The 13,952-nt window shown below is 60.3% G+C and carries 9 protein-coding genes and 2 rRNA genes; 5 read left to right on the top strand and 6 right to left on the bottom strand.

The genetic code is table 11. The features are described 5' to 3' along the window. The first annotated feature begins 59 nt into the window (after positions 1-59). Together rrf (ACF8SD_RS05505) and rrf (ACF8SD_RS05500) are read left to right on the top strand one after the other, a co-directional pair. Positions 60-175, top strand: a 5S ribosomal RNA gene (rrf, locus tag ACF8SD_RS05505). 109 nt (positions 176-284) lie between these two features. Further along, positions 285-400: ribosomal RNA gene (gene rrf, locus ACF8SD_RS05500) — 5S ribosomal RNA — on the top strand. A gap of 97 nt (positions 401-497) precedes the next feature. Here the strand turns inward: rrf (ACF8SD_RS05500) and ACF8SD_RS05495 are convergent. The 4 genes from ACF8SD_RS05495 to ACF8SD_RS05480 form a co-directional block, all read right to left on the bottom strand. Next, positions 498-2,984, bottom strand: coding sequence for a TonB-dependent siderophore receptor (locus ACF8SD_RS05495; RefSeq protein ID WP_392484011.1), 2,487 nt, complete (start codon positions 2,982-2,984; stop codon positions 498-500). A 123-nt stretch (positions 2,985-3,107) separates the two neighbouring features. Further along, positions 3,108-4,091, bottom strand: coding sequence for a FecR domain-containing protein (locus ACF8SD_RS05490; RefSeq protein WP_392484010.1), 984 nt, complete (start codon positions 4,089-4,091; stop codon positions 3,108-3,110). Beyond that, positions 4,081-4,584 carry a sigma-70 family RNA polymerase sigma factor gene (locus ACF8SD_RS05485; RefSeq protein WP_392484012.1) on the bottom strand — a complete coding sequence of 168 codons (504 nt, stop codon included), beginning with the start codon at positions 4,582-4,584 and terminating at the stop codon, positions 4,081-4,083. Before ACF8SD_RS05485 ends, ACF8SD_RS05490 begins: the two co-directional genes overlap by 11 nt. Positions 4,585-4,690: 106 nt before the next feature. Continuing rightward, positions 4,691-5,380 (bottom strand): GntR family transcriptional regulator, encoded by a 690-nt coding sequence (locus ACF8SD_RS05480; RefSeq protein ID WP_274411329.1) that lies wholly within the window; start codon positions 5,378-5,380, stop codon positions 4,691-4,693. Between the two features lie 204 nt (positions 5,381-5,584). Here ACF8SD_RS05480 and lapG point away from each other — a divergent pair, with 204 nt between their 5' ends. Together lapG and lapD are read left to right on the top strand one after the other, a co-directional pair. Continuing rightward, complete coding sequence (gene lapG / locus ACF8SD_RS05475) at positions 5,585-6,346, top strand: cysteine protease LapG (protein ID WP_173887142.1); 762 nt, start codon at positions 5,585-5,587, stop codon at positions 6,344-6,346. Between the two features lie 10 nt (positions 6,347-6,356). Further along, positions 6,357-8,303: a cyclic di-GMP receptor LapD gene (gene lapD / locus ACF8SD_RS05470; RefSeq protein WP_392484009.1), complete on the top strand. Its 1,947-nt coding sequence runs from the start codon at positions 6,357-6,359 to the stop codon at positions 8,301-8,303. Positions 8,304-8,404: 101 nt separating this feature from the next. Here the strand turns inward: lapD and ACF8SD_RS05465 are convergent, their stop codons facing one another. Together ACF8SD_RS05465 and ACF8SD_RS05460 are read right to left on the bottom strand one after the other, a co-directional pair. Next, a complete protein-coding gene (locus tag ACF8SD_RS05465; protein ID WP_054914040.1) occupies positions 8,405-9,781 on the bottom strand; it encodes an HlyD family type I secretion periplasmic adaptor subunit in 1,377 nt (458 codons plus the stop codon). Then, positions 9,771-11,927, bottom strand: coding sequence for a type I secretion system permease/ATPase (locus ACF8SD_RS05460; protein WP_029886243.1), 2,157 nt, complete (start codon positions 11,925-11,927; stop codon positions 9,771-9,773). The genes ACF8SD_RS05465 and ACF8SD_RS05460 overlap by 11 nt, the downstream gene beginning before the upstream one ends. A 952-nt stretch (positions 11,928-12,879) precedes the next feature. Between ACF8SD_RS05460 and ACF8SD_RS05455 the strand changes: the two genes are divergently transcribed. Then, a partial coding sequence (locus ACF8SD_RS05455; RefSeq protein WP_392484008.1) for a retention module-containing protein occupies positions 12,880-13,952 on the top strand: 1,073 nt, incomplete at its 3' end.

Here is a 13,952-nt window from a genome sequence, read left to right as displayed (position 1 = left end):
AAACATCACATATCCGAATTCGCTGGGCTGTCCATCTGGACATTCTGGCTACAGAATTTCTTGACGACCATAGAGCATTGGAACCACCTGATCCCATCCCGAACTCAGTAGTGAAACGATGCATCGCCGATGGTAGTGTGGGGTTTCCCCATGTGAGAGTAGGTCATCGTCAAGATTCATTTCGCAAAACCCCTATCTGCACATGCAGGTAGGGGTTTTGTCTTTAAGTAGGAACTACAGAGATTCGCAGGCACGTTCGAGTGACGGGCCAGCACATAGAATTTCTTGACGACCATAGAGCATTGGAACCACCTGATCCCATCCCGAACTCAGCAGTGAAACGATGCATCGCCGATGGTAGTGTGGGGTTTCCCCATGTGAGAGTAGGTCATCGTCAAGATTCAAACCCAAAGCCCCTGTCTGCAATGCAGACAGGGGCTTTGTCTTTTCAGGTACAGGGGCTGCGGTGAAAGCGCCAAACAGCCCTGGCCATCTGCCTAGAACTGGTAACTCACTGTTGCACTCACATTGCGCTCTTCACCCATGTAGCAGTAGTTCAGGCTGGCACACGAAGTGATGTAGCTTTCATTGGTGAGGTTATTGGCGTTCAAGCGCACATCTACACCGGTCAGGCCCACCTTGCCCAGGTCATAGCCCACGGAAGCATCGAACAGCGTGTAGGAGGGCACCTTCATACTGTTTTCCGCATCCACCCAGCTGTAGCCCACATAACGCACGCCGCCGCCCAGCCGCAGGCCATCCAGGGCCCCTTGGTGGAAGTTGTAGTCAGCCCATAGCGAGAGCATCTGCTTTGGCGCCTGAGTCGGCGAGTTGCCCTTGTTGTCCAGGTTGCCCGACACCAGGCTCGGCATCGACTTGGAATACTCGATATCGGTAAAGGTGTAGCCACCCAGCAGCTTCAGGCTTTCGCTGAGCTGCACATGTGCTTCCAGCTCCAGGCCCTGCGAGCGCACTTCACCTACAGCGCGATAAAAATCCTCGTTCGGTTGTTTCGACGCCAGGTTCTCTTGTTCGATGCGGAATACCGACGCGGTGAACAGATTGTCGCTGCCGGTGGGTTGATACTTGATGCCCGCCTCCCACTGCGTACCCTCGGTGGGTGCCAGAGGCCGGCCATCCTGATCGGAGACGGTATTCGGATTGAATGACTCCGAGTAACTGACATAGGGCGCAATGCCATTTTCAAACAGGTAAAGCACGCCGGCACGTGTTGTGAACTTCGAGCGCTGGTCATTAACCTTGGTATCAGAGTCACGGTTCTGTTCGGACACCTTCACCCAGTCCTGACGCAGCCCCAGAGAAAAACGCCACTGATCAAGCTCCACCAGATCCTGCAGGTATACCCCCGTTTGCTGCAAACGGCGCTGATAGCGGTTTTCTCCCAGCAACTGCAGGTTGCCATTACCGTACTGCGGGTTACCGGCGTCCAAGGGGTCTACGGTACCGTAACGCCATTCAACGTCAGCTTTGCGCCGCTGGTAGTCCGTGCCCATAAGCAGGGTGTGCTTGGCGGCGCCTGTGAAGAACTCTGCCTGCAGCATGTTATCGATGATGTACGAATGCAGCCGCTCGTCGCCGCCGGTGTAAGCGCGGTTCAGGATATTGCTTTCAGCATCTGCCCAACCGGCGGAATAAACCTGGTCCATCGACACGTCGGAATCCTGGTAACGGAAGTTCTGCCGAGCCGTGAAGATGTCATTGAAGCGGTGCTCGAACTGATAGCTGAACGACTGTTGCGTACGTTCGTAGCTGTCGATACCCGTTTCGCCTTCAAAGAAGTGATCGGACAGGCGCAAGCCATTACGCGGGTGCAGCATGCCGTCTGCCGGGTTACCGCCGTGGTAGCCGCCGTTGGGGTCGTGTTGCAGATAGGCCTGCAAGGTCAGCGAAGTATCTTCGCTGAAGTCCACGCTGATCGCCGGGGCAATGGCGTAGCGTTCTTCCTTGTTGTGGTCGAACTGCGTGTCAGAGGCATCCGCCAAGCCCGTCAGGCGATAGGCGATACGCTGGTCTTCATCCACCGGGCCGCTGAAATCGAAGCCCATGCCGCGCTGGCCCTGGGTGCCGACCGTAGCTTGTACCTGATGGTAGGCGGAAAACAGCGGTTTCTTGGTGGTCAACGCGACCAGCCCACCTGGTGAGCTGCGGCCGTACAGAACCGAGGACGGCCCTTTGAGGATGTCGATGCGCTCCAGGAAATACGGGTCCACCTGCATGGTGCTGTAGGTGCCGTTGTCGCCCATGGATTTGAGCCCGTCGACGTAGATGTTGTCTACCGAGCCGTCGTTGAAGCCGCGCATCGCCACATAATCATAGCGGTGCGTGGCACCGTAGGGGTTGGTTAGCACCCCTGGTGTATAGCGCATGGCCTGGGCGACGGTCTGTGACCCTTGGTCGTCGATCTGCTGGCGGGTCACCACAGACACCGATTGCGATGTTTCCACAAGCGGCATGCTGGTCTTGGTCGCCACTTGGCTGTGGGTCGCGTTGTAGCCCTCGGTGCTACCCAGCGCATTACCCAGGCTGAAACCGCGGACGTCGGTGTCGGGTAACGACAACGCTGCGTCCAGCGGCTGCGCCTGCAACACGTAGCTGTGCCCACCTTGGCTGACAGCTCGCAAACCACTGCCATTGAGGAGTTGGCGCAGAGCCTGTTCTGTGGCGTATTGCCCATTGAGGCCGCTGGACTGCAAACCGTTGGTGAGCTGCGGTGTGCTCGACAGTGTGATGCCGGCTTGGCGGGCGAACTGGCTGAGCACATCGTCCAGCTGGCCTGCAGGTATGGAATATTGCTGGCTGACCTGGGCTGTTTCCGCCGCCCAGGCGGCCAGTGGAATAGCACTCAGGCCCAGGGCCGTGCCCAATACAGCTGCCCGCACTGCGTTGCGTAATAATGCTGAGTGCAAGACAGGTCGAAAACCATTCGCGTTGAGTGTGCATATGTGCACGGTGTCGTTAGACATGTTCAAGTCCGTAGGGATATTGAGGGCGGAAGGTGTTGCCTACTGTCCTAGCCGGACTGCCATTCAAAACCCGCCAAAAATACCTGGCACCGCCCTACGGCCAACCCTGCAGGGGCCGCCTGATCAAGCGAGGCTTTCCACGCGTACCCACCAGCGAGTGCGTTGGCGCAGCCTCACTGGCAGCGTCTGGGGGAGTAGCTGCAGCAAAAGCTCCGGGTCTTCAAGGCGGAATACTCCCGACAGGCGCAAGCCGGCAACTTCTTCGCTGCAACCCAGATAACCACGGCGATAGCGGCTGATCTGCGCGAGGAAGTCCGCCAGGCGCATGTCCCGGGTAACGATCAGCCCCTCGCTCCAGGCCATTGCGTCCATGTCCACGTGCTGCAGACGTTGCGCACCCTGTGCATCCAGGCGCCAGTTCTGGCCGCTTTCGATCCACTGCAGCGGGCCGGTAGCAGGCTGGTGGATCGCTACCCTGCCAGTGCCGACGCTGACGTGCGTACAGTCGCTGTCCTGGCGTACCACGAAGTGCCCGGCAAACCCTTCAAGCAACGCATCGCGGCTTTGTACCAGCAGGGGGCGCTGCGCCGTGGTTGCTTGGCCGCAGGTAATCATCATTTCCCCCTGCTTCAGGCGAACCAGTCGCTGCTGCTCGTCGAATGCCAGGTCCACGGCGCTGTCTGTATTGAGTTGCATCAGAGTGCCATCTGGCAGCGTGAAGCTGCGGCGTTCACCCATGCTCGTGGCGTAGTCGGCGGTCCAGTAGCTGAGCCCATCCAGGTCTCGGCCCAGCCATGCCGCTGCGCCGACCATGGCCGTGCCACCCAGCAGTTTCAGCGCCTGGCGACGGTGCAGCCGACGCTGGCTGGTTTCAAGGGTCTGCAAGGCCAAACCGGCACCGGGAATGCCGCGCAGGTCGAGATCCTGGTGCATCTGCATCACCCGTTGCCAGGCTTGCTCATGCTCTTGGCGGGCCGCGCGCCACTGCACGCATTGCTGTTGCAGGGCGGCATCGTGCCCGTTCTCGCGCAGCCTCAACATCCAGTGAATGGCCTGTTTGACCGCTTGTGCGCCGGGTTGTGCAGCAGTCTTGGCGTCAGCAGTCATCGTGATAGCGCAGCACGTAGCAGTGGTAGAGCGCATCGGCGATGTAGCGCTCCACGGTACGCACGGAGACACCCATCTGGTCAGCGATGGCCTGATGCTTCAGCCCCTCGCACTGGGCTAGCAGGAAAGCCCGTCGCACTTTGGGTTTCAGGCCATCGAGCATGCGCGCGATGCGCTCCAGCAACTCCAGCAACAGTTCGCGGGTTTCAGCGGCAGGCGCCAACGCTTCTGGCAGATGGGACAAGGCCTCGAGGTACGCCTTGTGTAGCTCCTCGCGGCGCCAATGGTCGATCACCAGCCCGCGTGCAACTTTGCGCAGGAACGCACGTGGCGTGTTCAAGTGCAGTTGCTCACGGCGCTGTAACAGGCGAAGGAAGGTGTCCTGGGCCAGGTCGGCAGCATCAGCGGCGTTGCCCAGCTGGCTGCGCAGCCAGGCATGCAGCCAGCCGTGATGGTCACTGTAAAGCGTTTGCACGGAGTCGTCGCTGGGCATGGGCGAGGTATCAACAATGGACATTAATGATAATTAGTCTCATTGTTGGCGGCGGCGCCATAATTTGCAACCTGTGCGTTTCCAGCGGCCCATTGGCGGACGCACACTAGTGTCGCGGTTGGCCATCCAGGTATTTGCGGATCACCCTTGCGCCGCTGTTCAGGTGTCGCTCCAGCACGGTAATGGCTTCTTCGACGTGCTTGTCACTGGCGGCGTTAACCAATGCGTTGTGATCATCCTGGGTGAGCTTGCCCAGCCCCATGGAGGAGAGGTGGAAGCGCAAAAAGCGTTCCTCCTCGTTGAGCTCGTCTTCGATCAGGCGTAGCAACTTCTTGTTTTTTGCCTTGCTGTACAAGGCCATGTGCAACAGACGGTTTAGCCGGCCGATTTCAGCGTGGCGGGCTTCATTCTCCAACTGCTGGATGTAGCCGCGTGCCTGGGCGATGTCGCTGGGCTCCAGCAACGGGATGGACTGGCGTAGCGCCTCGCTCTCAAGCAGTATGCGCAGCGCGTAGGTGTCTACCGCGTCCTCGCCGATCAAGGGCGCAACCACGGCGCCCTTGTGCATTTCCACTTTCAGCAGTGATTGCGCTTCCAGCTGGCGCAAGGCTTCGCGTACAGGCATGCGGCTCACCCCGAACAAGCTGGCCAGCTCTTGCTGGCGCACGGCGGTGCCAGGGGGCAAGCGACCGTCGAGAATGGCACTGCGCAGGCGTTCTTCGATCACGCCACGAGCCTGGTGCGGCAACAGTTGCTCGCTGGCCAACACATTGCTCAGTTTGAGTTTCTCGGCCACGTAAAGCCTGCCTTAACGATGACTAAAGTTGGATCCAATTACACTAGTAACTGCCTGTCAGGGTGTCAAACTCGCTCGATAGCGCCAGTAGCACCCCACAAGGCGCGGCTATGGTGGATGAGGTCGCCTGCCAAAGGAAGCAGCCTATAAAAGGATATAGTCATAAAGAGGGTGCAAGCTGACCAGCGGGTGGATGATTGCAGGGTGCCATTGTCTTTTGCCTTGGCAAGCCCCACCATCGCTGCTTTCGACTGGCCTGAACAGGGCTTCGCAGTGGCGATATCCTGGATGCTCAAACGCCTTGTGCGACCTGCCTTCCTTGCCGTGCTGCTGGGCGGTCTACTGCTGGGCGGCTTGCACGCGGATTGGGACTTTTCCCAGATCAGCCGCAAGTCCCAGGCCTTGTATGGCCCGCTAGGCGCGGGGCAGGGTCGTATCGACGCCTGGCAGCGCCTGATGGCAACGCAGGCTCAAGGCAGCGAGCTGGAACGGTTGCAGGTGGTGAACCGCTTTTTCAACCAGCAACTGCGTTATGTCGAGGACATCGACCTGTGGCATGAGGTCGATTACTGGGCCACACCGGTGCAGGCACTCATCAAAGGGGCCGGTGACTGCGAGGACTACGCCATAGCCAAGTATTTCAGCTTGCGGCGCATGGGTATTGCCAGCGAAAAGCTGCGTATCACCTACGTCAAGGCGTTGCGGCAGAACCGAGCGCACATGGTCCTGACCTATTATTCAAGCCCACAGGCCCAGCCATTGGTCCTCGATAGCCTGATGGACGCCATCAAACCTGCCAGCCAACGAACCGACCTGTTGCCGGTCTATGCCTTCAATGGCGAGGGGTTGTGGCTGACGGGGGCCGCAGGCAACAAAAAGGTCGGTGATACCAAGCGGCTTTCCCGCTGGCAGGATTTGCTGAAGAAAATGCAGGCCGAAGGCTTCCCGGCCGAACCGGTCTATTGAAGGAGCACTGATGTCACTGTTCAAACAATTGCTGTTGGCCATTTGCCTGTTCCTGGTGGTCGCCTTCAGTGGCAGTTTCATGGTCAGCCTGGAAAGCTCACGCAGCCAGTATGTCAACCAGCTGCGCTCGCATGCCCAGGATGCGGCGACCGCGCTGGCGCTGTCGCTGACGCCGAACATCGACGACCCGGCGATGGTCGAGCTGATGGTCAGTTCGATCTTCGACAGTGGTTACTACGCAAGCATCAAAGTTGTCGACTTGGGCTCAAATGCGGTGCTGGTGGAGCGCCACGCCGAGCCGGACCCTGGCGGCGTGCCACAGTGGTTCGTGCGCTTGATCGGCCTTGAAGCCGCAGGTGGCGATGCCATCGTCAGCCGCGGCTGGCAGCAGGCCGCGCGCGTCGAGGTGGTCAGCCACCCGATGTTCGCCATTGCCAAACTTTGGCAGAGCGCTCTGGGCAGCTTGGGTTGGCTGCTGTTGTGTGGTGCCGCCAGTGCCGTGCTCGGTGCCTTGTTATTGCGCCGCCAGCTGCGCCCGCTGGACTATATGGTCGAGCAGTCCCATGCCATTGCCCGCCGCGAATTCCTGAGCCTGCCAGAGCTGCCGCGTACCCCGGAGCTGCGCCGGGTCGTGCAGGCCATGAACCAGATGGTTGAAAAGCTCAAGGCGCTGTTTACCGAACAGGCCGAGCGCAGTGAGCGGCTGCGGGCAGAGTCTTACCAGGACAGCCTGACCGGGCTGTCCAACCGCCGTTATTTCGAGATGCAACTGAACACCCGTGTCAGTAATCTGGAAGAGGCGCGCGCCGGCTACTTGCTGCTCTTGCGGGTACAAGGCCTGGCTGGTTTGAACGCCCGCCTGGGCGGTCAGCGCACCGACCAGTTGCTGCAGGCGGTGGGGGAGCAGTTGCGCCGTACCTGTGCCAGTTTCCCGGAAACCAAAGACCTGATTTCCCGCAGCCGCGGCGGCGAGTTCGCCGTATTGGCGCCGAGCATGGTGCACGAAGAGGCGGTACAGCTTGCCCAGGCGCTGGAAGCGACCCTGCTCAGCCTGCATGAAACCGGCGCCAGTGACGTTCACCCGGTGGCCTGCATCGGCCTTGCACCCTATAGCCCTGGTGACGCGCCGCAGGCGCTGCTCAAGCTCGCCGACGAAGCCTTGGCCCGCGCCGAGAATCAACCAACTCCTGGTTGGGTGTGCCTTGAACAAGGCGTTGCCGCCGTAGCGGCGGACAGCCAGCATGCGTGGCACGAGCGCCTGGACCAGGCTTTCAACAATGGCCGCTTCGAGTTGTTCTTCCAACCGGTGGTGGACACCGCCACAGCGCAACGGGTACTGCACCACAAGGTGATTTCGCGCTTGCAGGACGGGCAGGGCGAGGCCTTGCCCGCAGGGCGCTTCCTGCCTTGGCTGGAACGCTTTGGCTGGATGCCGCGGCTGGACGTACTGGTACTGGAGAAAGTGCTGGCCCACCTGCGCGAGCACGATCAGGTGGTGGCGCTCAACCTCTCCGCAGCCACCCTTGGCGACGCCAAGGCGCTGCAGCGGGTCTTTGAACTGCTACGCCAGAACGCAGCATTGGGCCCGCGCCTGGTGTTTGAAATCGGCGAAGAGCAACTGCCTGACCAGGCCGCCCTGGAACACCTCACCCGGCGGCTGCACGGGCTAGGCTTCGGCCTGGCCCTACAGCGTTTCGGCGGGCGCTTCAGCATGATTGGCAACTTGGCCCATCTGGGCTTGGCCTACCTCAAGATCGACGGCAGCTACATCCGTAACATCGACCACGAGCAGCACAAGCGGCTGTTCATCGAAGCGATCCAGCGGGCCGCGCACAGCATTGATTTGCCATTGATCGCCGAACGGGTCGAGACCGAAGGGGAGCGCAAGGTACTGCAGGAGATGGGCGTAGGCGGAATACAGGGGCAACTGGTTGGCGAGCCCGCGCCCTGGCGCTGATCGCATTAGGGAAGGAGCAGCCTGGTGTTGTGAAAGGGCCGCAGTGCGGCCCCTGTCGCGACGCAAGGCCGCTCCTGCTGTTAGCCCTTCACAGCCCTTGATCAGCGCTCGCGCAATGCTTCCGAACGTGCCTTCATGATCGGCTTGAGCAGGTAGCTCATGATGGTCTTCTTGCCGGTCATGATATCCACCGTTGCCACCATGCCCGGGATGATCAGCAGGGGCTTCTCATCGGTGCCCAGGTGGCTGCGATCGGTGCGCAGCTTGATCAGGTAGTACGTGGTCTTTTTGTCTTCATCGGTGATGGTGTCGGCACCGATCTGCTCCAGCTTGGCCTTGAGCCCGCCATAGATGGTGTAGTCATAGGCTGTGAATTTGACTGTGGCTTCCTGGCCAGGGTGCAGGAATGCGATGTCCTTGGGCAGGATCTTCGCCTCGATCACCAGCGTGTCGTCCAGCGGTACCACTTCGATGATGTCGCTACCTGGCTGGATAACCCCACCAATGGTGTTCACCAGCATCTGCTTGACGATACCTCGCACTGGCGAGGTCACCAGCGTGCGGTTTACCCGGTCGTCCAGCGCTTTGCTGGTGGCGGTGGCCTTGTTCAGCTCGGTGCGCGCTTCGTTCAACTGGGTCAGCGCTTCACTGCGGAACTTGCCGCGGGTCTCTTCGATCTTGCTCTGCACCTCGCGGATGGCCGCCTCTGCGCGGGGAATGGCCAGTGCCGTGGAGTCCAGCTGACCGCGGTTTTCCACTTCGGCACGGCGCAGGCGCAGCACCTCGACCTGGGAAATCGCGCCGGTGGCCACCAGCGGTTCAGACATGCTGATTTCCTTGCGCAGCAACTCCAGGCTGTTGGCGTACTGGGCGCGCTTGGAGCTGTATTCGCGCAGTTCCTGCTGGCGCTGGACCAACTGCTGCTGCAAGCCGCCAATCTCGTCCTGCAGCTGCTGGCGCCGGCTCTGGTACAGCGACTCTTCGCTGGCAGCCTGGCTGGGTGCCGCCTTGCGCAAGGCTTCGTCGATTTTCAGTGGGCTGTCCTGCACCTCTGCACTCAGGCGCTCGACACGCAGGGCCATGGCCAGTCGGTCGGCCTCGGTTTCACCCACGTTGGAGGCGAAGCGGGTTTCATCCAGGCGCAATAGCGGCTGGCCCACTTCGACAATCTGCCCTTCCTTGGCGAAGATCTCGGCGACGATGCCACCCTCCAAGTTCTGGATTTTCTGCACCTTGGATGACGGAATGGCCTTGCCTTCACCCCGGGTGACCTCGTCAATGGGGGCCACGCTTGCCCACACGATCAGGAACACGAAAAACAGGATGACGCCCCAGATAGTCAGCCGCACCACCCGTGGGGCATCCTCGATCAGGGCCTTGTTGACCTCTGGCAGCGGCTGGCCGCCCAGTGACTCGGAGCCTTTGAAATAGCGCCGCAAGCTATCCTTGAACTGCCCGATATCCAGCTTATGCAACACTGATCTGCCCCTTCTTCAGCGCGTCCATTACCGCGGCTTTCGGGCCGTCGGCGACAATCTGCCCGCGATCGATCACGATCAACCGGTCTACCAGCGACAGCAGCGAGGCACGGTGGGTGACGAGCAGTACTGTCTTGCCTTCCACCACCGCCTGCAAACGTTGCTTGAGGCGCTCCTCACCGGTGTTGTCCATGGCACTGGTGGGTTCGTCCAGCAGCAGGATCTGCGGGTTGAGCAGCAGCGCACGGCCCAGGGCAACGTTCTGCCGCTGACCGCCGGACAGGTTCTGCCCACGTTCGCCTACCTGCAGCTCATAGCCGTCCGGGTGCAGCCGGGCGAATTCATGTACGCCAGCCAGTTCAGCGGCCTGCAGGATCAGTTCGTCCTCGATGTAACGCGCACCGCTGACCAGGTTGTCACGCAGGGTGCCCGCCAGCAGTTGGATATCCTGCGGGACGTAGCCAACGTTATGGCGCAATTCGCTGACGTCGATCTGGCGGATGTCCACACCGTCCACCAGCAGCGACCCGCCGTCGGCCTCGTACAGGCCGACGATGAGCTTGGCCAGTGAGCTCTTGCCCGAACCACTGCGGCCGATGATGCCGACCTTCTCACCAGGGCGTATGGTCAGGTTGATGTTCTTCAGCGCCATGTTCTGCTGGTTCGGGTAGGTGAAGTCGACCCCACGAAACTCCACGCTGCCCTGCAGTACCTTGCGGCTCAGTGGGCGCTCTTCGAAATTGCGCTCCTGCGGCAGCTCCATCATGTGGTCCGTGGAGACCATGGTCACCTTGGCTTGCTGGTATCGCGCGAGCAGGCCGTTGAGCTGGCCCAATGGGCCCAGGGCACGGCCGCTGAGCATGTAGCACGCTACCAGGCCGCCCATGCTGAGGTTGCCGTCGATGATCAGGTACACGCCGACGCAGATCATTGCCACACCTGCCAATTGCTGGATCAGCAGGGTAATGTTCATCGCCAGGCTCGACAGCACCTTCACACGCAGTTCCAGACGGCTGAGGGTGCCAAGGGTCTGCTCCCACATGTACTGGCGTTCGCTTTCGGCATTGTTGACCTTGACCGCATCCAGGCCGGCCAATGTCTCGATCAGGCTGGACTGGCGCTCAGAGGCCAGCGCCATGGTTCGCTCCATGGTTGCCATCAACGGCCGCTGCAGGGCATAGCCGATACCCAGGGCCAGGGGGAAGGCGATGATCGGAATCCATACGAGGTGCCCGCCAATGATGGCGATCACGATCAGGATCAGGATCGTGAAGGGCAGGTCGATCAGGCTGGTCAGGGTCAGCGAGGCAAGGAAGTCGCGTAGGCCCTGGAACTCGTGAATGTTCTGGGCAAAGCTGCCGACCCTCGCCGGCCGGTATTTCATCGACATGCCGACAATACGTTCGAACAGCGTTGCCGAGATGATCAGGTCGGTTTTCTTGCCGGCCAGGTCCAGGCACAGGCCGCGCAGGCCTTTGAGAATCAAATCGAAGATATAGGCGCCGGCGATACCGATGGCCAATACCCAGAGCGTCGAAGTGGCTTGGTTGGGTACCACCCTGTCATACACGTTCATCACGAACAGCGGGGCGGCAAGGGCAATCAGGTTGATCACCAGGCTGGCGGCGATGGCATCGATGTACAGCCATTTGCTGCGCAACAGCGTGTCGCGGAACCACGACTTCGCCCGCGGGATCAGGTTGCCGTGGTTCACGTCGAACTTATGCTGCGGTTGGGCGAAGAACACCCGGCCGCTGTAGTCGCCGAGCAGGGCTTCGCGGCTGACGTGCACCTCGCCGCCGTCGCTTTCGCTAAGCAACAGGCGGGCGGTATCTTCGTTCTCCCAGCCCAGCAGAACGGCGCTGCGGCCCTCCTTGAGCAGCAGCATGGCCGGCATGGCTATAGTCGGGATCTGCTCAAGCTTGCGCTGCAGCAGGCGCCCTTGCAGGCCGGCGCGGGCGGCGGCGCGGGGCAGCAGCTCGGGGCTCAGGCGCTGGGCGGGCAGCGGCAGACCTGTGGTCAGCATGACCCGGCTGGCGGGTTTCTGGTGCAGGACACACAGGCTCAGCAGACTATCCAGCAACGGATCGTCATGCTGACTGCGTGGATCGTGGCTGAGTTGGACTCGACTGACTTCGGATTCCACGCGGCGCTCTCTTCATCCTTGTGGTGGGTGGGATAGGTGGGCTGCCGTTCAAGCTCGGCCGGCTCACCTTGGCATTCTATGGTGCTGCCAGGCAGTACCGATGGCGGTGTGATACCGCGGGGCTCGGGCAGATGGCCATGGTCGCCTTGAATCGTTACTGAGTAAACAGTTCTGCGTGCTTCATTTCGACCAGAGGGTGTCGTGCAGTGAATGTTTCATATTCTGATTCGGCCCGCCGTCGTTTTGACGCTTGATTTCAGCATAGCGTGCCCTGTTGTTCTGCTGTCCGGCTCTCGAAAAGCAGTGTAGACAGGGTCAGTAAACAGGCGCTGGTATATTGGCGTTTTGTTGTCGGCTATTAGTCAAAATTCATCTATAAAAAGCAGCCTGCTAAAGCGTTCGCGATCAATAATCGCAGCTGGGTTTCAATCCCTCCTGGCGCAGCACTTCGTTGCGACCGCTATCTCTCTGATTTGCAGCAAGTCACAGCTCTTGGCGGCGTTGCGCCTGCAGGTGGCGCGGGCTGGCGGGTAGATTTTGCCGGGATCGCGCTGTATTCCGGCAAGGTTTATGCTTGCAAAGCAATAGCATTGTCGAGTGATTGCGGGCGATCAGAATAATGGCGCCAGGTTGCTGCCCATTCTATAGAGCCGGCCCTCGTGATGGCGGAAATTGTTAACCGTACTGCGCGCAATACGCCTATTCACTGATGTACGACATTTGTCCTTCGGACCCGCTTGGCTAAGGTAAAAATATCAATGTGACATTACATTGCCGATTGTTTAGGATGGCCTGTATAAGGTCAATAGTTTGGCAGTTAAGTAATTCCAAACAGTTATAGACGGAATATTGACGTCAAAAACGTCAAAGATCATCGACATAGTTCCGCCTGAAGTGGCCTGCAAGCGCCGCTCTGGCACGGAAGTACCCACCGGGTCACACGGAGAGTCCAATGAGCAGCGTTGTAGCCATCGTCAAAAGTATTGTCGGCCAGGTTATCGCGGTATCCCCAGAGGGCATCCGGCGTGTACTCATTGAAGGTGACCGTCTGTTGGCCGGTGAGCAAGTGCTCACTGGCCCTGGTGGCGCAGTTACTCTGGAACTGGCTGATGGCCGCCTGCTCGACCTTGGCCGTGACAGCCAGTGGAGCGCCGATACACCCGACAGCAGCACCGACCTCGATCAGGCCACTGCCCAGGCAGCGCCTTCGGTAGAAGAGCTGCAGCAGGCGATTGCTGCGGGTGTCGACCCGACTACCGAGCTTGAAGCTACCGCTGCTGGTCCGTCGGCAGCGGGTGGTGGTGGCGCTGTGGGCGGCGGCCATAGCTTCGTAATGCTGGAAGAGACTGCGGGCCGGGTTGATCCGACCGTCGGTTTCCCCACCGAGGGTTTAAGCTCTGCAGCCGCGCTCAACAGCGTGCAGGTCGGTCAGCTGGGCACCAACAACAATCTGGTGACCCCACCGACCACCGACGCCAACGTTGCTACCGACCTTGTCCTCGGCGCCACCCCTTCCATCAGTGAAGCGGGTGGCGTCATCGTCTATACCGCCACCGTGGGTCAGGCACCAACTACCAACCTGGTGATTACCTTGTCCAATGGTGCCGTGATCACCATTCCGGCCGGGCAGACAAGCGGCAGTGTCAATGTCCAGGTACCGCCAAACGATACGCCTTACATTGATGGCGGGCAGATCTCGACGACCGTCACCGGGAGTACTGGCGGTGGCGGCCTGACCGTCACATTGCCGCAAACGCCGGCGGTCACCGAGGTGACTGATACCATCGACACCACTACCGCAACGCTCACGGCTTCGCCGAGCGTGACCGAAGGCGGCGTGATCACCTATACCGTGACGTTGAGCAACCCTGCTCAGACCCCGGTAACCGTGACCCTGTCCAACGGCCAGACTGTGACCGTTGAAGCTGGCAAGACCCAGGGCAGTGTCGACTTCCAGACGCCGGCCAACGACGTCTACAACAATGGGTCGACCGTCAGCGTCACCATCGAAAACGCCACCGGCGG

Source organism: Pseudomonas sp. CJQ_9, from assembly GCF_043106615.1.
Taxonomy (GTDB): Bacteria; Pseudomonadota; Gammaproteobacteria; order Pseudomonadales; family Pseudomonadaceae; genus Aquipseudomonas; species Aquipseudomonas juntendi.
Note: the sequence above shows the minus strand (reverse complement) of the source record. Positions and strands in the feature narration are given on the sequence as shown.